This window comes from Acidovorax sp. LjRoot204, assembly GCF_056175785.1.
Window position 1 is genome coordinate 1 of the sequence record NZ_JBGFFF010000105.1, and the last position, 16,485, is coordinate 16,485.

The following is a 16,485-nucleotide window of genomic DNA, read 5'->3' on the forward strand; positions in this document are numbered from 1 at the left end:
TTGCTACTGAGCTGATCGAGTCGCTGCGCCCGGCTTCGGTAGTGCGCCGCATGGGGGCAATCAGCTTGCCGCTCAACAATGGCAACCTGACCATTCCGCGCATCCTGGGCAACACTTCGGTGTCCTATATCGGCACCGAGACCGACATCGGGATCACTGACATGACCTTCGGTGATTTGAAGCTGTCGGGTAAGAAGGCTGCAGCCATCGTTCCTATTAGCAACGATCTGTTGGCCAATTCGGGTGTAAACCCACGGGTTGATCAGTCGGTTGCTGGTGACCTGACCACAAGCATGGGCTTGTCGCAGGATCTGCATTTCATCCGCGCCGATGGCTCAGGGAATCTGCCCAAGGGCCTCCGCTACTGGGTGCTGCCGGGCAACCTGGTCAACGCCCCTGCGGCGCCCACACTGCAGCAGGTGGAAACGTTCCTGTCTGGCCTGATCCTGCGGTTGGAGAACGCCAATGTGCAGCTCGGCGGCTGCGGCTGGCTCATGGCGCCTCGCACCATTCGGTGGCTGGGCTCTCTGCGCGATGGCAACGGCAACAAGGCGTACTCCGAAATCGAGCAGGGCAAGCTCAAGGGCTACCCCTTCGCACTCACAACCCAGATCCCGATCAACCTGGGCGCGGGCACCAACGAGTCGGAAATCTACTTTGTGAACTTTGCCGACATCTATATCGGTGAAGACCAGCAGCTGGTGATCGCCTACAGCAATGAAGCCTCCTACAAGGATGGCGGCGGCAACATGGTGAGCGCGTTCCAGCGCGACCAGACGCTGGTGCGCGTGATCGCCAAGCACGACATTGGCCCGCGCCACGTCGAGTCCATCGTGGTTGCCAAGCAGGTCACCTGGGGCGACACCATGCTCTCCTGAGCGTGGCCACCCTGAACGGTTGATTCATTCCCCGCTGTGCACACATGTGCACAGCTCTCAAACTCATTTCCATAGGGGGTGCCATGAGCACTACAGAAAAGCGCGCAGTGAAGTTCCTGCAATCCTGGCGCGGCTACAGCGCAGGCGAGATCGCAGGCTTTGACGAAAACGTGGCCGTGCAGCTGGTCAAGTCCAAGTTGGCCGAGGAATACTCGGCCGATGGCGAAAAGGCCTCGGCGCCACAAAACCCAGCCAAGCAGCCCGCACAGCGGCAACCGGCCAGCAACAAGCGCGGCAAGACCGACACACCAGCGCCAGCCCCGGCGCCTGCTGAAGGTGGTACACCGGGCGGCTCGGCCGATACCGGTGCTGGCCCTGCAGACACCAGCAACCCCACTGGCGCTGACGGTAGCCAGACCGATGCCGCAGCGGCCGCAGCTGGCACCGGTGGCAGCGCCGACAACGACGACCGCCCCTAAGCCATGGCACAGCGCATCGCGTACACAGGCGCCCCTGTGCTTACCCCGCAGGACATTGCCACCTGGCGGCGCAACGACGCGGTGCTGCTGGAAAGAGACCTGCTGGAGCAGATCGTTATTCCCGGCGTGGTTGCCCAGTGCGAATCCCGCACCGGCGCGGCCATCCAAGAGGCCCGCTATGTCGAGCACTGGCCGGTGCACCGTCCCTCGGGCGATGCGCTGGATACAGGGCAAGCCTTTGAGGTGGAGTCGGTCGAAGTGATTGCACCCGATGGCACAGCCACCCCGATCACCGCGCCCGTGGTGCTTCGCAGGGAACAGCGCGAGTCGTTCGTGTCGTTCCCCGAGGGGCGCCCGGCAGGCCTGCTGCGCATCACCTACAAGGCCGGGGCCGACCTCGATGCATACCCCGGCGTGCGTAACTGGCTGCTGATGCACATCGGCACCGTGTATGCGCAGCGTGAGTCCATGGTGCAGGGTGGCGCAGTCGTTGAGCTGCCAGGCCAGTTCCTGGACCACATGCTGGCCGAGATCACCGTGCCGCCACGATTTTGAGGACCCATCATGTTGCAATCAGGAAAGCTAGATCAACGCATTACGCTGCGCGCTCCTGGTCGTACCCGTGGCACTTCAGGTGGGTTCAAGAAGGAGTGGGTGGATCAGCCGCCGATGTGGGCTGCAGTGCGCAATCTGAGTGGTAACGAGAAGCCTGCCACAGGTGCTGCAGGTGGCAGGGTAGCTGTGTCTCGGACTGAGTTCACCATACCCTACCGCGCTGAAGTTTCCGCAGAGTGGGGCGTGCTGTACCAGGGGCGGCACTTCAACATCGTGCACGTCAACGACCTGATGGCTCGTAGAGAGTGCTTGATCCTTACCTGCGACACGGGGATGAACGATGGCTAAAAGCGAGATCCTCGGCATCGGCGAACTGAGCCAATCCTTCCAAGGCCTCAAGACCGGCATGGAAACCCGCGTGGCCCGCCTCATGGTGGCCTCTGGGGGCGGCGTACTGCGCAGCAAGGCGCGCGGCATCGCTCAGGCTAAAGGGCTGCGCAAGACCGGCGCGCTGATCAAGAACATTGTGATCAAGCGCGAGTCGCAGGCCCCGGCAGGCACGGCCCAGTACAACCTGGGTGTGCGGCACGGCGTCAACCTGACCAAGAAGCAAAAGACCAACAGCAAGCTGGCAATCAACAAGACAGGTCGCATCGTCAAGCGCTACGAAGACGATCCGTACTACTGGCGCTTTCCAGAGTTCGGCACCAAGAAGCAACAGGCCACCCCGTTCCTGCAGCCCGCCCTGGAGCAGGGCAAGGAAGAGGTCATCGACGCGATGGCCGACCGCCTGGACAAAGAGCACGCAAAGGCAAGCAAGGCATGAGCACCATTCACCAGCAGCTCGCTGCAGCGCTTACCCCGGCGTTCGACAACACCTGGGCGGTGGAGCTGCCACCCAATCCGTCATGGCCCGCTGCCGTCTTTGACGTGGACAGCAAGCCAGAAGAGACCTGGTGTGCGGGCGGCGGGTACACCCAGCACGATGTCAACCTCATCGTGCTGGCCCGCACCATCGAAGAGCTGGACGTGCTGCTGCCCCTGGATGGTGGCGGCCCATTCCGCGCTGCGCTGGAGGCCATGCCCTCCTATCAGTACGAAGACGACGCGGGAGACGCTGACTACGAACCGGACGCCGAGATCTTCGCCCGCTACCTCACCGTGCGCTTGCGCACACCCCGCCACTAACCACCCCTGGAGCCAACATGGCAAAAAGCACCGCAGCCCCTGCGGCGGCTGGCGCAGCTGCGCCCGTCGCCACTCCCAAAGCCACCAAGCCAGCGCACCACCTGCCCACGCCACCGCGTGCGCGCGATGAGTTCACCGGCATCGGCGGCACCTACACGCGTGACCCCGTAACCGGCGTGCGCACCCGCGTCCCGACCCCGGCTCCGGCCGAGGGCGATGACAACACCGCAGCAGCCTAAGCAGCGGCCGTTTCTGAAACCCTGACCTGAAAGGAATCCCCATGGCAAAGTCCATGAAAAAGATGCTGCTGCTGGCAAAGAAAGAAGTCACAGCTGGCACCGATGCACTTCCCACCGCAGCGGCCAATGCCATCCTTTGCCGCGCCCTGATGCCCGAGCCCATCACGGCCGAGCAGGTGCAGCGCAACCTGATCCGCCCCTACAAGGGCAACAGCGGCAGCCTCACCGTGGGTGAGCACCGCAAGATCACGTTCGAGGTGGAACTGGCGGGCGCAGGCGCTGCTGGGACGGAACCCGCGTGGGGCCTGCTGCTGGAGGCCTGCGGCTTCGCTGCCACCATCACTGCAGGCACGGACGTGACCTACGACCTTGTCAGCGAAGGCGAGCCCACCCTCACGCTGTATGGCTACCTGGACAAGACCAAGTTCGTCATCACCAATGCCAAGGGCACGGTGTCCTTCGAGCTGAATGCCAAGGGCATCCCGGTGATGAAGTTCGAGTTCCTTGGCACCTACAGCGCCGCCACCGAGGAAATGGCCATGCCCACCGGCGTGGACTACAGCGACTTCATCCAGCCCAAGACTGTGGGCAAGACCAACACGCCCACCTTCAGCTTTCACGGCTTGTCTGCGTGCATGTCGGCCTTCAGCATCAACCTCGCCAACGCCCTGACCTGGCGCGAGCTGGTCAATTGCGCGGCGCCCCACAGCCCAGACCGCCAGCCCTCGGGCAGCGTCACGATGGAGATGCCCAGCATCACTACCAAGAACTGGGCCGAGATCGTGCGCAACAGCGTTGTGGGCGCCTGCAGCCTGGTGCACGGCACGGTTCCGGGCAACATCATTGAGCTGGCGATGCCTGCCGTGCAGTGCAAGCCGTTCACGCTGCAGGACGACCAGAGCATCGCCATGATCAACATGCCGTTCGACATCAACCCGGTAGACGGCAACGACGAACTGCAAATCATCGTTCGCTGACCCTTCACCCTCGTGCACACGTGTGCACACCCCGAAAAAGAGCCACCCATCGCGGTGGCTCTTTTGCTTTCTCCCCCTTTTGCTCACTCACACACCATGTTCATTCTTACCCCCGACGAAACATTCAAGGCCACCGTCAAGGTTCAAGTCGCCATGCCAAAGGGCGGCTGGCGCGAAGAGAGCTTTGTCGCCATCTTCAAACGCACCTTTGAAGAAGACCGCGAAGAGCTGATCAAGCTGTCCAACGTCGAACTGCTGCGCCGCGTGCTCACTGGCTGGGAAATGCAGGACCAGGACCGCGCCCCTGTGCCGTTCAACGAGCAGAACCTGGAGGCCTTCCTGCGCCTCACCGGTGCGGTGCGCGAGGCCATGCTGGTCTATTGGCACCACAACGTAGGCGCCAAAGAAAAAAACTGATTGAGGCCGCGCGCTGGTGGGCAGGTGCCCGCGACGAAGCGCCCGGCACCTTCGAGCCCGACTACAGCGTGCTCGAAGCCATGGAGGCCTGGGGCGCCAGTGCGGACGACATCGACAAGGTGCGCGCCCGCATCGATGCCGCAGCCACTGCTCCCCCTGCAGAGGGCGAGGCCTTCGGTGTGTACGCAGAGAACCTGCCGGTAGTCGCGGCCTTCGAGGCCTTGCGCACCCAGTGGCAGTACGCAGGCATGGCGGGCCAGCGCATGGGCTTTTGCTACGCGGGCGTCACCGCCTGGCTGGAGCTATTCGTCCACCGGCGCAAGCGCCGCGCCGTCATGCACGGCCTGCAAGTCATGGAGCGCGCGGTGCTCGTGGCAGATCAAGAACAACGTGACAAGAAAGAACGGGAGTAAATCAGCATGTCTGCACTCGGCTCCCTGGTGGTCAAGCTCGGCCTGGATTACGCCCAATACACGGGCGGGCTCGACAAGTCCGAGCAGGCCGCCCTGGCGGCGTCCAAGAAGATCCAGGACACCTTCGACAACATGAAGGCCAAGGTGGCCGCCACGGCGGGCGCCATCGCTGGCGGCCTGGCCGCCGGTTTCACCATCGCGGCCTTCAAGGGCCTCATCTCTGGCGCCATTGAAGGCGGCGCAGCCCTCGACGATCTGCGCATGCAGACCGGCGCCACGGTCGAAGCCCTGTCGGGCCTGATGGCCGTGGGCAAGTTCAACAACATGGGGCCCGAGCAGATCGGCGCCGCCATGAACAAGCTGGCCGCCAACCTGGCGGGCGCCAGCGAGGAGAGCAAGGGCACCGGCAAGGCGCTGGAGGCCCTGGGCATTGACTTCGATACCTTCAAGAATCTGCGTCCCGAAGAGCAGATGCTGACCGTGGCCAAGGCCATGGCAAAGTTTGAAGACGGCACCGGTAAGGCTGCGGTGGCCATGGCCTTCTACGGCAAGCAGGGCGCGCAAATGCTGCCCTTCCTGCACGACCTGGCCGAGGTGGAAACACTGGCCGCCAAGGTCACCACCGAGCAGGCCGCCGCCGCCGCCAACCTGGACGACAACCTCACCCGCCTCAGCACCAGTGGTGAGGCCTGGAAGAAAGAGCTTGCTAACGGCATGATCCCCGCGCTCGACCTGGGCGCGCAGGCCATGCTGGACGTGATGAACGGCTCGGGCGGTATCCGTGAGGAAGTGCGCCGCCTGGTAGCCGATGGCAGCGTGCAGGCCTGGACCAAGAGCGCCATCACCGGCCTCACCTATGTGGCCGATGCCGCCCAGTACGTGATGCGCGGCGTCAAGCTGCTGGCTGAGAGCCTGGGCGCCTACGCGGCCGCAGGCGCTGCCTACTTCGGCGGGGTGGGCGAAGCCGTGGCAAAGGTGCTGCGCGGTGACTTCACGGGCGCGCTGGACAGCATGCGCTCGGGCACCACCCGCGCGGGCACCATCATCCGCGAGCTGGGCACGACCGCCATCCAGACCTTTGGTGAAGACACCCTGGGCAGTCGCATCCGTGCGCGCATGGGGGAGATCGAGGCCGCAGGCGGCGCGGCAAAGGAAGCGGGCGCCAAGCTGGACTTCACCAACGTCCTGGAGAAAACCGGCAAGGCCGCCAAAGAGGCCAAAGACCCCTTCGACGCGCTGCGCGAATCCGTGGTCAAGGCCACTGCTGGCTACCAGGCAGAAGCAGCCGCTGGAGAAAAACTCACCGAGGGCCAAAAGAAGGCCGTCGAAGTGCTGGACCAGATCCGCAGCGGCAAGGTCAAGGTCACTGAGGTCCAAGCCATCCAGATCGGCCAGGACATCGAAGCCATGCTGGCGGCTGAAGCCGAAAACAAGGCGCGCGAAGAGTTCATCAAGACGGCTGATGCAGAGCGTGCTGCGCGCCTCAAAGTCGTGCAGGCCATGGAACAGTCGGCCGCCAGCCTGGTGGAGCAGAACCAGGCCATGCGCGAAGAGATCGAGATGATCGGTCTGTCGGATGCCGCGCAGCTGCAGCTCCTGCAAACCCGCAACCGCGCGCTGATCCTGACCAAGGAGGCAACCCTGGCCGAGCTGGAGCGGGCCAGCGTGATCACCGGCACCATGACGCGCGAGCAGATCGCGCTGCAGGCCGAGATCGAAGCGCTGCGCGAGCGCAACGAGCTGCTGGGCGCCAAGTACGACCGTACCATCACGGCAAAGGCCGCAACTGAGGCCGCCAACGAGTGGACGAAGTTTTACGACAGCATCTACAACGGCCTGAGCGACAGCCTGTACCGTGGGTTTGAGGCGGGCAAGGGCTTCTTCAAGTCGTTCTGGGACGGTATCAAGAACCTGTTCAAGACCACGGTGCTGAAGCTGGCGGTGCAGGGCGTGATGACCGGCATCACCGGCGCCCTGGGCCTGAGCGTAGGCGGCGCCAATGCTGGCGTGGTGGGCGGCTCTGGTGGCGCTGGTGGGCTGGGCATGTTCAGCAACCTGGGCAACATCGTCTCCACGGGCTTTGACCTGATCACCAAGGGTGTCAGCTCTGCGGTGGGCAATGCCTTCGGCAAGTTCGCCACGAGCGAATTGGGCACGCGGTTGGGGCTGTCCACGCCCGCCATCATCGGCAACAACCCATCGGCCTATGTGGCCCCGCAGATGACGGGCCTGGGCAACACCATTGGGGCGGGCCTGGGCATGCTGGGCAACGGCATGATGGGCTACGGCATCAGCTCCATGCTGTCGGGCGGCTACAGCGTGGGCGGTGGCAACGCCGTGAACATCATCGCGGGCATCGCCAGTGCGTTCTTTGGCCCGCTCGCGGGTGTGGTGGGTGGCCTCATCAACCGCCTGTTCGGCCGCAAGCTGGCGGACGTGGGTATCGAGGGCACCTTTGGCGGCAAGACGGGTTTCGAGGGGCAGCAGTACGAGTTCTACAAGGGCGGTCTGTTCCGCTCGGACAAGACCAAGTACAGCGACCTGGACCCCGCGTTTGAGAAAGCGCTGGGCGACACCTTCAAGGGCATGCGTGCTCAGGTGGCCTTCTTTGCCGACACGCTGGGCCTGAGCGCCGACAAGCTCGAGGGGTACACCAGCAAGATCAAGATCAGCACGCAAGGCCTCAACGCAGAGCAGATCCAGCAGAAGTTTCAGGAGGCGCTTGCCACTGCCAACAACGAATTGGCAGAGCAGGTGCTGGGCACTTGGACCACGACCAGCAAAGAAGTCACCCGCGTGGTGTACGACAACGTGGGTCGGGGTGCGGATGACTTCATGGCCTCATCCCGCGAGGTGACCGAGACCATCGAAGAGACCACCTACACCGCCAGCAAATACGCCAAAGAGGGCGAGAAGGCTATCGACACGCTGACCCGCCTGTCCACCAGCCTCACTACCGTCAACGGCATTTTTGACACGCTGGGCTACACGCTGCTGGAGGCCAGCCTGGACGGTGCCGACGCGGCCAGCAAGATCGCGGACGCGTTCGGCGGGCTCGACAAGATGGTGGCCGCCACCAGCAGCTACTTCCAGAACTTCTACAGCGAGGAAGAGCGCAGGGCGGTAGCCACGCGCCAGCTGGACGGTGAGTTTGCCAAGCTGGGCCTGACGGTGCCCAAGACCCGTGCGGAATACCGCCGCCTGGTCGAAGCACAAGACCTGAACACCGAGGCAGGCCGCAAGGCATACGCCATGCTGATCATGTTGTCGGGCTCGTTTGCCGAACTGAACCAGACGGCCGAGGAAGCCGCAGCTACTGCCAAGGAAGCGCTCAAGACGCAGCTGGACGCGGCCTATAGCACGCTGGAGCGTTCCGTCGCAGCCCAGCGCAAGGTGCTGGAGGCGCAGCGCGCAGCAGCGGCCGAGCTGGCTGGCCTGTGGGGCAAGGTGCAAGACATTGCATCGGGTGCCATACGCGAGCTGCGGGGCGAGGTGGGCAGCACTGCTGCACAGCAGGCAGCGAAGGGCATGGTGTTCATCGAGAACGCCCTGCAGGGCGCTCTGCTGGGCATCATCCCCAACGCTGACGACCTCACCAACGCCCTGACCGCTGCGCGTGGCGGCCTCACGGCCGACAACTACCTCACCCAGTTCGAGCTGGACCGCGACCGCCTGGTGCTTGCCGGGCAGATGGAGCAGCTGGCTGGGGTGGCAGGCAAGCAAAAGAGCATTGCAGAGCAGTCGCTCGACGCGCTGGACCGCCAGATCAAGCAGGGCGAGGAAACGCTGGAGAGGTTCCGCGAGCTGATCGACATTGCCACCGGCAATGTGCAGGCAACGGTATCGGTGGAAGAGGCTATCAATCAGCTCACCGAGCTGCTGAAGCCAAAGACGCCGGGTGCAAGTGGCTCGGGCGGTAGCGGCAGTGCGGGCGGTCCGGGGTTTGGCCCTGGCATGCCTGGTACCGGTACATCTGCGGCGAATGCCAAGTACAAGCGGGTTCTCTCGCTGGGAACGGCAGGCGTCGGCTATGAGCCGGTGATCGATCAGCAGCAGATAGCCAAGCTCGATGCGCTGGCGCCCGTGTACCACAAGTTTGACGGCACCGGCGACCTCAAGGGGCTGCTGGAGGCGGTCAAGTCTGCGGGCGGCACGCTCAACGACCTGGCGCTGATCACCGGCTTCTTCGATGCCGACTGGGCAAAGGCAGCTGCATCGGTGGGCGTGCCCGCGTTCCGACTCGGTGGCGATCACCGGGGCGGCTGGGCCATGGTGGGTGAAGACGGCCCCGAGCTGGCTTACCTACCGCCTGCGCGCATTTACAACGCGTCCACCACGCGGCGCATGTTGGCTGATAGCGCCGAGAGCGGCACCACCAGCAGCACTGCAGCGCCGGTTGCCAGCACGGGCGAGTCCAAGACGGAAGCCCTGCTGGCCCGAGTGGCGCAGGTGTTGGAAGACTCATTTGAAGGCAACGGCTTAAGGACTATCCCAGCATGACAACCACCGCGTACAGCAGTGTGAGTGTGTTGATGGCCGTCCCCATCACGGCCAGCATGCTGTCCGCAGGCACCACCATCGTAGAACCCGACCCCGCGTTGGGCGAAACGATGTGGGTGTCTGCGGGCACGTACGCCGTGGGGGCAGAGCGCATCAGCAACCACAAGGTGTATTCCTGCGTGCAGGCTCACAGCGGCCGCACTGCGCTGCCCGAGGCAGACCCGGACTACTGGCTCTTCAAACGTCCCAGCAACCTGTTTGCCCCGTTTGACTTCTACCGGTCCACGGCAGCAAAGGCCACGGGCAGTCTCACCTACAAGCTGCAGGTGCCGTTCTTCAGTGACGTGAAGATCTTCGGCGCCGTGGGCGACCAGGTGCAGATCATCGCGCGCGATGCCCCTGGGGGCGCCATCCTCAAGCAGTCCACGCAGGATCTGTGGGAGCAAGCCCTCGGCTTCTGGGAGCTGCTGTTCTCGCCCTTGGGCGTGCGCAGCACGGTGGAGCTGACGGGTATTCCCATCAGTCCTACCTCTGAACTCACCGTAACGGTGAGCGCTGGCCCCACGGCCGCCGTGGAGCTGGGCACCTTGATGGTGGGCGAATGGCGCAGCCTCACCGGTGGCACGGGGGGCACCGAGTATGGCAGCGAGGCCGAGCCCAGGTCTTACAGCTACATCAAGTTCTACGACGAYGGCACGTTCGAGATCAAGCGCCGCCCTGGAGCGACAGACCTCACCTTGTCGGCGGTGCTCGATGCAGACCAGGCTGAGTACACGGTGGGGCTGCTGCAKCAGGTGCTGGACGTGCCGGTGGCCATCTCAGCCACCGACGTGCCCGGCTACGGCTACCTCAGTGCCCTGGGACTCATCAGCGGGCGGGTCAAACCAGTCAACAGCAAAGAAGCGCAGCTTGCTGCGCGTGTGAAAGGAATYATCTGATGAGTACSCTGGTAATCATCCCGCCCACTCCCGTGCCTGCGGTAACGCCGGTGCCACCGTTCCCGCCCCTGTCGGACCGCGTGCTGGGCCTCTACAACATCAAGGCCTTCAACTTCGGCAACCACATGGGCACATTGTTCATGCCCGAGCTGCTGGCCCTGTGCAGCAGTGCGTATTCCAACGCGCAGGCGGCCAACGTGGCGGCCACCATTGCCACCGCCATGGCAGCTGCATCGGCCTCGGCCGTGGGCGCTGACAAGTGGGTGATGGGCACCAACTACCCGGCCGATGTGACGGCCTGGAGTCCCATCGACAAGCAGACCTACCGGCGCAACGCGCCTGGCGGCATCAGCAACGTGGACCCCAGCATCGATAGCGGTGGCAGCACCCCTGGCTGGACCCGCGTGAGTGGTGGCGATTCGCTGCCCCAGTTTCTTCTCTCGACCCAAGGAATCGTATGACCATCAACGCTCAAAACTACGCATCCACGCCCAATACCGCAGTCGCACAGGTGGGCGGCGCTGCCAATGCCAACCGCGACGGCACGGGCACCATCGTGACTGTGTTCACCGCAGGCGCCTCCGGCTCGCGGGTTGACGACATCACGCTGACCGCCATCGTCACCACCACGGCGGGCATGGTGCGCCTGTTCCTGCACGACGGTGCCACCGCCAAGCTGTGGCGCGAGGTGATGGTCCCGGCCAACACCGTCAGCGCCACCAACCCGGCCTGGTCGGCGCTGCTCACCAACCTGGCGCTGGTGCTCAAAGCGGGATGGAGCCTGCGCGCCAGCAGCGAAAAGGCGGAGCTGATCAACGTGTGCGTGACCCGCGCAGGGGACTTCTGATGAACGCGGGCCTGTTTCCTTTGGGTGATGGCCGCACGCTGGGCGCACGCCGTGTGGTGGGCGTGTCAGGGCGTGATCCTTCCGTTGGGCAGAACGTTGTTTATGCCCCTACCGTTTCTGCGTTCTCGACCGCTGCAGGCTTGGTGGCTTACTCGGCAGCCATGTCGGCAGCGACCCGTACCCGCATCTATTCCGCCACGGGGCGCGGGGCGGTGAGGATCATGCTGGTCGAGGTGCCCGCTGGTGCGGCGAACTACCGCATTGAGGCCTTTCTAGAAGGCAATCGCATCTACGACCGCACCATCGCCAACGGCGCGGGCGAAGCACAGGCGCAAGCCGTGGTGGGCTTCACAACCTACCCAAGTTCCGGCGCATTCAACAACCTGTTCCCGGACTATCTGGCGTTCGACGCCTCGTTCGAGGTTTACCTGACGATCACCCAGGCGGGCCAGACCGCCAAGTGGTGCTACCTGGTGGAGGCTCATCAATGATCAACGAAGTCATCGGCGGCGAGCCCGCCACCACACCGGCCAGCGACCTGCGCGCCTTGCTGTGGGAGCAGATCAAAACCCTGCGCGACCGCAAGACGCAGCTGGGCGGTTACCAAGTCGGCGCCCACTGGTTCCACAGCGACACCTTCTCGCGCACCCAGCAGATGGCGCTGGTGATGATGGGCGCGGGCATGCCCGCTGGCCTGCAGTGGAAGACCATGGGCGGCGAGTTTGTGACCATGACGCCCACCCTCGCTGAGCAGGTCTTTGCGGCTGCGGCCGCGCGGGATGCTGCGCTATTCGCTCATGCCGAGGTGCTGCGCGGGCAGGTGGATGCGGCCGAAGACCCGCTGGCGGTGGATCTGTCGGCCGGGTGGCCTGAGTCCTACGGAGGTGCGTGATGCAAGTCGCGTTCTACAAAGGCCGCAAGCGGCTATTCAACCGGCTCACCTCGTGGTGGCTGCGTGGGGCGTACAGCCATTGCGAACTGCTGCTGGGAACAGATCCGCTGGGCCGCACGATCTGCGCCAGCAGCTCCTTCATGGATGGCGGAGTGCGCGTCAAGCACATGGTGCTGGACCCAGCGCACTGGGACGTCATCAATGTGGAGGGAAGCGCTGACCAGGCCCGCGACTGGCTGCAGGAGCACCACGGCCAGGGCTACGACCTGCTGGGCCTGGTGGGCTTCATTGCGCGCGTGCTGGGCCACGACAAGGCCCGGTGGGTGTGCAGCGAGGCGGTTGCCGCAATGCTCGGCCTGCCCGATGCCTGGCGGTTCGATCCGTGCAGCCTGTGGGCTGCGTTGAGCCGTGCGCCCGTGGAGACAGGGGGCGTGCATGCCACCACCTGACGGTGATTACAAGGGGCCAGAGCGCCGCGCCGCTGCACCTTCTGAGGTGCGGCTGACCGAGGAAACCGGCGCCTGGCTGGAAGCCAAGATGGCTTCAGCTGTGCGCGAGGGCATCAAAGGGGCGATGACCGAAGAGACCGCCGCAGCTTTCTGGGCGGCAGGGGTGTCGGTGTTGCAGAAGCAAGCCACAGAGCATGCCGGGCGGTTCGTGCTGGGTGGCTTGTGGGGCTTGTTCCGCAAGGCCAGCCTGTTCTTGACGCTCGGGGGCATCGTCTACGCCATCGGCGGCTGGGCAGCGCTGGCGACCCTATTCAAAGCACTATTTTCGAGCGGACCACCATGAGCACCAAAGACCCAATCGCGCTGATCGCTGCGCTGCAGGACAGCAATGTGCAGGCCTTCCTGCGCATGCTGCGGCACGGCGAAGGCACTGCAGGTGCTGACGGCTACCGCGTGATGTTCGGTGGCGCCCACCTGGTGGGGCTGGACGGCCYGCCAGGCACGGCTGACGACTTCGTGGACCACCCGCGCCAGCTCATCACCCGCAAACTGGCGGGCAAGCCCATCAGCAGCACGGCGGCGGGCGCTTATCAGTTCCTGTCCAAGACGTGGGACGGCCTGGTGCGTGACTACGGCTTTGCCGACTTCACGCCCGCAAACCAGGACCTGGGCGCCGTGGCGCTGATCCTCGGCCGCAAGGCGCTGGACGATGTGAGGGCAGGGCGCTTTGAGGAAGCTGTGCGCAAGTGCAACCGCGAGTGGGCCAGCCTGCCAGGCAGTCCCTACGGCCAGCCGGTGGTGACCATGGAGCGCGCCCGGCAGGAATATGAGGCGCACGGCGGCACCTACGCGCCCACCGCACCAGAGGCAGAGGCCCGCACCACGTTGGCCGACCTGATCAACCCGGAGGCGCTGACCGCCGACACCATCAMCCCACAACCCAAGGAGCAACCCATGGCCCCCTTTGTCGCTGCAGTTCTGCCATCCCTGATTGACCTGGTGCCCAAGCTGGGCCGGTTGTTTTCCTCGGGCTCCGAGACCTCGGAACGCAACATCAAGGCTGCCGAGATCGTGGTGGCCGCCGCCAAGGAGGCCATTGGTGCGCGCAACGAGCAGGAGCTGCTGGATACCATCGGCAGCGATCCGGCTGCGGCCGCAGCTGTGCGCGGGGCCATCGAAGCGCAGTGGTTCAAGTTGGAAGAGGTTGGCGGCGGCATCGCCGGTGCGCGCGAGGCCAATGCGGTCTACCTGCAACCTGGTGCGCAAGGGTTCTGGCACAACCCAGCGTTCTGGGTCTCAGCGCTGCTGCTGTTGCCGCTGTACGGACTGGTGGTGGACGTGCTATTCATTCACCCGGACAACTACAGCGGCGAGCTGCGGGTCCAAATCGTGACGGCGCTGCTTGCCGTGATCGCCATGGTGGGGGCCTACTGGCTTGGCACCAGCTTCAGCAGCCAGCGCAAGAGCGACCCTCGCACCCCTGGCGCGTGAAGTCCATCGTCTCAGGAACGAAGGAGATGGGACACATAAAAAATGCCGCACGGCATGACTGCGGTGCGGCATTTCATGGGCGCTATTCGGCTACTTAAAGAAGTTCCAGTTGCGCTGCAGCCAGTCAAGTACGTTTGCACGAGATCGAACATCACCTGGCAGATGAGACTTGATGAGCCGCTCAGCTTTCAGAGCCGTTGCGAGGCTCTGGCAGCATCTATTGAGGAACGCAAGAACCTCATAGCCTTCGTTTCGGTTAAGAAAAGTCGCGTCTGGCTTTCCAGTTACGCGGACATCATCGGGAGGGATCGCCGTCCAAGAGTATTGGAACTGCAAATTTTGACGAGAGATAGTCGTCATAATTTTCCTTTTTTGTAACAGCCACTCTAATTTCATTGCTCATATCCGGCCGAATAATTAGAATCCGTGGCTCAACCTAGCAAAAAGGTCTACGACAAATCTCACCTTGTCATAGACCAGCCTCACCCGGACTGTTCACTGCTGAAAGCGATGGACGCGTCTGGGTGTCGGCTTTATACCTGTCTTTTCGTCCAGTGTCTATAAACCCTTTGGGTTTTAGGGTATTGCGCTTTGCTCTTTGAGGGGTACTCCTTAGTGACTGCGAGGGCGTGGCTGGTTAACGCCAGCTGGGCGCATCCAGGAGGCGGGCGATCAGCGCGATATCTGCCAGCTCGGAGACTTCGATTTTTCGAACTCGGGATCCGATATGAGCAATCTGCTCGGAAGTCAGTGAGCGGTCGGACTTCAGGATTTGGGCCGTGGCTCCCACCTGTTCCCAGCGCTCGCTCAGCAACCGCTCTGTCAAAGCCACGTAACTCAGAAATTTGCCCTCATGGCCTAAGGCCTGCAGGTCTGAAGTGGCTTCCTTTTCGTCGTTGAAGTGGCCGATGCTGTAAGAGCCTTCAATCGTTCCGGTCAGGCGGCACCATTTGCTTTCGGCCGCCAATCCCGCCGCCGCAACGAGCACCCGATGTGTCGGACTGAGCTTTTTCAGTGTCTGCGCATCCAAAAAGGTGTGCCCCTCGCTGTCGGATACGGCCACCACTCCCAAAACAGGAATCTCAAGAGCCATGGCGATCACTGCGTGCCCAGCTTCATGATGCGCTGTTCGTTGGCTTGAGTGGCCGAATTGATGGTGATGGAGCGTCATGTTTTACAGCTGGCCTGAGTCTGCATTTTCGATGATCAGAGCCTCCGGGGCGTCGTAGCCGCCCAGCAAACTACCTTCGCGGTCAATGCACAGGGCGCGCGAGTTGCCGCCCCTGCCCACCAAGATCAGGTCTATCTGGTAATCGTGCCCCGTGGCAGCAGGATCTGGCCGCATGCCCCTGGCATAGACCACGATGCGCTCAAACGTGTCGGCGACCAGCTGGCGGGCGCGCAGCCTGGCGTCTATGTCCTGGGCTTCCACACCGGCCGCAAGGGCGCGCCAGGCTTCGTCGGCCCCCTGAGTGTCTTTGCGTGCTAGGTTGGCCAGCTCGTGCTCTGCTGCCTGCAGGGCCCTCTGCGCGTCTTGCAGCTCGATCTCCAGCTGGCGGGCCCGGCGGGCAAAGACCATGGGCGTTCCCTCGCCCGCGCTGGCCAGCATGGCGTCTGTGATCTTCTCCAGCTGCGCCTCGATGTCTCTCACGCGGCCGCGCGCTGTGGCCACGTGCGCGCGCTGCCCTTCGCTGCGGTCGGTGCCAAACAGGCCTTGCAGGTTCACGATGTCGCTGCAGTAGGACATGATGGCCCGCTCCACCGGCGCCACGCTGGTGCTGGCCTGCACCGCGCAGCCGCCACCATAGGCCGCGTTTGATGCACAAAGCAGGCGGCGGTAACCGTCGCGGATTCGCCCATCTGGCAGGCGTGGCTTCGTGGCCAGGTTCTGCCCAGCCATGGGGCGGCCGCAATACCCGCACACGGTGATGCCTAGCCCTGTGATGACGTGCGGCAGGTCGCCCTTCACCCTGCGGCGCCCCGTCTGTGCGGCCACCCGCTGCAGTTCGTTGTACTCGGCCTGGTTGAGAATGGCGGGGTAGTAGCCCTCCAGCAGGTACTGCTCGCCGTCCACGCTCACGGGCTTGGTGCCCATCAGCTGCGGCATCTTGATCATGCGATAGATCTGCTGCGTGTGGTTGGCATCGCTGGTGCCATACAGCTGCAGGCCCTCGGCGTCCAGCGCCTGGACGATGCGCTTTCCACCTTGTCCGTCCACGTAC

The 16,485-nt window shown here is 63.7% G+C and carries 21 protein-coding genes; 19 read left to right on the forward strand and 2 right to left on the reverse strand.

Features of this window, described 5'->3' with window-relative positions; translation table 11 throughout:
* From AC04MI_RS17210 to AC04MI_RS17300, 19 genes are all read left to right on the forward strand, one after another.
* On the forward strand, positions 1 to 878 hold an 878-nt coding region (locus tag AC04MI_RS17210; RefSeq protein ID WP_476498236.1), incomplete at its 5' end, for a phage major capsid protein.
* 83 nt (positions 879 to 961) lie between these two features.
* Complete coding sequence (locus AC04MI_RS17215) at positions 962 to 1,357, forward strand: hypothetical protein (RefSeq protein ID WP_476498237.1); 396 nt, start codon at positions 962 to 964, stop codon at positions 1,355 to 1,357.
* Positions 1,358 to 1,360: 3 nt separating this feature from the next.
* Positions 1,361 to 1,912, forward strand: coding sequence for a hypothetical protein (locus AC04MI_RS17220; RefSeq protein WP_476498238.1), 552 nt, complete (start codon positions 1,361 to 1,363; stop codon positions 1,910 to 1,912).
* Positions 1,913 to 1,921: 9 nt separating this feature from the next.
* Positions 1,922 to 2,260: a phage head closure protein gene (locus tag AC04MI_RS17225; RefSeq protein ID WP_476498239.1), complete on the forward strand. Its 339-nt coding sequence runs from the start codon at positions 1,922 to 1,924 to the stop codon at positions 2,258 to 2,260.
* A complete protein-coding gene (locus tag AC04MI_RS17230) occupies positions 2,253 to 2,738 on the forward strand; it encodes an HK97-gp10 family putative phage morphogenesis protein (protein ID WP_476498240.1) in 486 nt (161 codons plus the stop codon). The genes AC04MI_RS17225 and AC04MI_RS17230 overlap by 8 nt, the downstream gene beginning before the upstream one ends.
* Positions 2,735 to 3,100: a hypothetical protein gene (locus tag AC04MI_RS17235; protein ID WP_476498241.1), complete on the forward strand. Its 366-nt coding sequence runs from the start codon at positions 2,735 to 2,737 to the stop codon at positions 3,098 to 3,100. Before AC04MI_RS17230 ends, AC04MI_RS17235 begins: the two co-directional genes overlap by 4 nt.
* A gap of 17 nt (positions 3,101 to 3,117) precedes the next feature.
* Positions 3,118 to 3,339: a hypothetical protein gene (locus tag AC04MI_RS17240; protein ID WP_440597102.1), complete on the forward strand. Its 222-nt coding sequence runs from the start codon at positions 3,118 to 3,120 to the stop codon at positions 3,337 to 3,339.
* Positions 3,340 to 3,380: 41 nt separating this feature from the next.
* On the forward strand, positions 3,381 to 4,316 hold the full coding sequence (locus tag AC04MI_RS17245; protein ID WP_476498242.1) for a phage tail tube protein: 936 nt from the start codon (positions 3,381 to 3,383) through the stop codon (positions 4,314 to 4,316).
* 96 nt (positions 4,317 to 4,412) lie between these two features.
* Positions 4,413 to 4,733 carry a hypothetical protein gene (locus AC04MI_RS17250; RefSeq protein WP_440597104.1) on the forward strand — a complete coding sequence of 107 codons (321 nt, stop codon included), beginning with the start codon at positions 4,413 to 4,415 and terminating at the stop codon, positions 4,731 to 4,733.
* Positions 4,697 to 5,146: a DUF1799 domain-containing protein gene (locus AC04MI_RS17255; protein WP_476498243.1), complete on the forward strand. Its 450-nt coding sequence runs from the start codon at positions 4,697 to 4,699 to the stop codon at positions 5,144 to 5,146. Before AC04MI_RS17250 ends, AC04MI_RS17255 begins: the two co-directional genes overlap by 37 nt.
* A gap of 6 nt (positions 5,147 to 5,152) precedes the next feature.
* Positions 5,153 to 9,646: a hypothetical protein gene (locus tag AC04MI_RS17260; RefSeq protein WP_476498244.1), complete on the forward strand. Its 4,494-nt coding sequence runs from the start codon at positions 5,153 to 5,155 to the stop codon at positions 9,644 to 9,646.
* Complete coding sequence (locus AC04MI_RS17265) at positions 9,643 to 10,584, forward strand: hypothetical protein (protein WP_476498245.1); 942 nt, start codon at positions 9,643 to 9,645, stop codon at positions 10,582 to 10,584. Before AC04MI_RS17260 ends, AC04MI_RS17265 begins: the two co-directional genes overlap by 4 nt.
* Positions 10,584 to 11,045, forward strand: a complete 462-nt coding sequence (locus AC04MI_RS17270) for a hypothetical protein (protein ID WP_476498246.1) — start codon at positions 10,584 to 10,586, stop codon at positions 11,043 to 11,045. Before AC04MI_RS17265 ends, AC04MI_RS17270 begins: the two co-directional genes overlap by 1 nt.
* The gene (locus tag AC04MI_RS17275) at positions 11,042 to 11,431 is read left to right on the forward strand and encodes a hypothetical protein (RefSeq protein WP_476498247.1); all 390 of its coding nucleotides are present in this window, start codon (positions 11,042 to 11,044) and stop codon (positions 11,429 to 11,431) included. Before AC04MI_RS17270 ends, AC04MI_RS17275 begins: the two co-directional genes overlap by 4 nt.
* Entirely contained in the window at positions 11,431 to 11,922 is a 492-nt protein-coding gene (locus tag AC04MI_RS17280; RefSeq protein ID WP_476498248.1) for a hypothetical protein, read from the forward strand. Before AC04MI_RS17275 ends, AC04MI_RS17280 begins: the two co-directional genes overlap by 1 nt.
* Positions 11,919 to 12,323 carry a DUF4376 domain-containing protein gene (locus AC04MI_RS17285; RefSeq protein ID WP_476498249.1) on the forward strand — a complete coding sequence of 135 codons (405 nt, stop codon included), beginning with the start codon at positions 11,919 to 11,921 and terminating at the stop codon, positions 12,321 to 12,323. Before AC04MI_RS17280 ends, AC04MI_RS17285 begins: the two co-directional genes overlap by 4 nt.
* Positions 12,323 to 12,772, forward strand: a complete 450-nt coding sequence (locus AC04MI_RS17290) for a hypothetical protein (protein ID WP_476498250.1) — start codon at positions 12,323 to 12,325, stop codon at positions 12,770 to 12,772. The genes AC04MI_RS17285 and AC04MI_RS17290 overlap by 1 nt, the downstream gene beginning before the upstream one ends.
* Positions 12,759 to 13,115 (forward strand): hypothetical protein, encoded by a 357-nt coding sequence (locus AC04MI_RS17295; protein WP_476498251.1) that lies wholly within the window; start codon positions 12,759 to 12,761, stop codon positions 13,113 to 13,115. The genes AC04MI_RS17290 and AC04MI_RS17295 overlap by 14 nt, the downstream gene beginning before the upstream one ends.
* Complete coding sequence (locus AC04MI_RS17300) at positions 13,112 to 14,263, forward strand: glycoside hydrolase family 24 protein (RefSeq protein ID WP_476498252.1); 1,152 nt, start codon at positions 13,112 to 13,114, stop codon at positions 14,261 to 14,263. Before AC04MI_RS17295 ends, AC04MI_RS17300 begins: the two co-directional genes overlap by 4 nt.
* Positions 14,264 to 14,900: 637 nt before the next feature.
* Here AC04MI_RS17300 and AC04MI_RS17305 read toward each other — a convergent pair.
* Together AC04MI_RS17305 and AC04MI_RS17310 are read right to left on the reverse strand one after the other, a co-directional pair.
* The gene (locus AC04MI_RS17305) at positions 14,901 to 15,434 is read right to left on the reverse strand and encodes a hypothetical protein (RefSeq protein ID WP_476498253.1); all 534 of its coding nucleotides are present in this window, start codon (positions 15,432 to 15,434) and stop codon (positions 14,901 to 14,903) included.
* A gap of 3 nt (positions 15,435 to 15,437) precedes the next feature.
* On the reverse strand, positions 15,438 to 16,485 hold a 1,048-nt coding region (locus tag AC04MI_RS17310; RefSeq protein ID WP_476498254.1), incomplete at its 5' end, for a recombinase family protein.

Coding starts and splice junctions, on each gene's coding strand:
- AC04MI_RS17215 (WP_476498237.1), top strand. CDS start 962: ATGAGCACTACAGAAAAGCGCGCAGTGAAGTTCCTGCAATCCTGGCGC.
- AC04MI_RS17220 (WP_476498238.1), top strand. CDS start 1,361: ATGGCACAGCGCATCGCGTACACAGGCGCCCCTGTGCTTACCCCGCAG.
- AC04MI_RS17225 (WP_476498239.1), top strand. CDS start 1,922: ATGTTGCAATCAGGAAAGCTAGATCAACGCATTACGCTGCGCGCTCCT.
- AC04MI_RS17230 (WP_476498240.1), top strand. CDS start 2,253: ATGGCTAAAAGCGAGATCCTCGGCATCGGCGAACTGAGCCAATCCTTC.
- AC04MI_RS17235 (WP_476498241.1), top strand. CDS start 2,735: ATGAGCACCATTCACCAGCAGCTCGCTGCAGCGCTTACCCCGGCGTTC.
- AC04MI_RS17240 (WP_440597102.1), top strand. CDS start 3,118: ATGGCAAAAAGCACCGCAGCCCCTGCGGCGGCTGGCGCAGCTGCGCCC.
- AC04MI_RS17245 (WP_476498242.1), top strand. CDS start 3,381: ATGGCAAAGTCCATGAAAAAGATGCTGCTGCTGGCAAAGAAAGAAGTC.
- AC04MI_RS17250 (WP_440597104.1), top strand. CDS start 4,413: ATGTTCATTCTTACCCCCGACGAAACATTCAAGGCCACCGTCAAGGTT.
- AC04MI_RS17260 (WP_476498244.1), top strand. CDS start 5,153: ATGTCTGCACTCGGCTCCCTGGTGGTCAAGCTCGGCCTGGATTACGCC.
- AC04MI_RS17275 (WP_476498247.1), top strand. CDS start 11,042: ATGACCATCAACGCTCAAAACTACGCATCCACGCCCAATACCGCAGTC.
- AC04MI_RS17280 (WP_476498248.1), top strand. CDS start 11,431: ATGAACGCGGGCCTGTTTCCTTTGGGTGATGGCCGCACGCTGGGCGCA.
- AC04MI_RS17285 (WP_476498249.1), top strand. CDS start 11,919: ATGATCAACGAAGTCATCGGCGGCGAGCCCGCCACCACACCGGCCAGC.
- AC04MI_RS17290 (WP_476498250.1), top strand. CDS start 12,323: ATGCAAGTCGCGTTCTACAAAGGCCGCAAGCGGCTATTCAACCGGCTC.
- AC04MI_RS17295 (WP_476498251.1), top strand. CDS start 12,759: ATGCCACCACCTGACGGTGATTACAAGGGGCCAGAGCGCCGCGCCGCT.
- AC04MI_RS17305 (WP_476498253.1), bottom strand. CDS start 15,434: ATGACGCTCCATCACCATCAATTCGGCCACTCAAGCCAACGAACAGCG.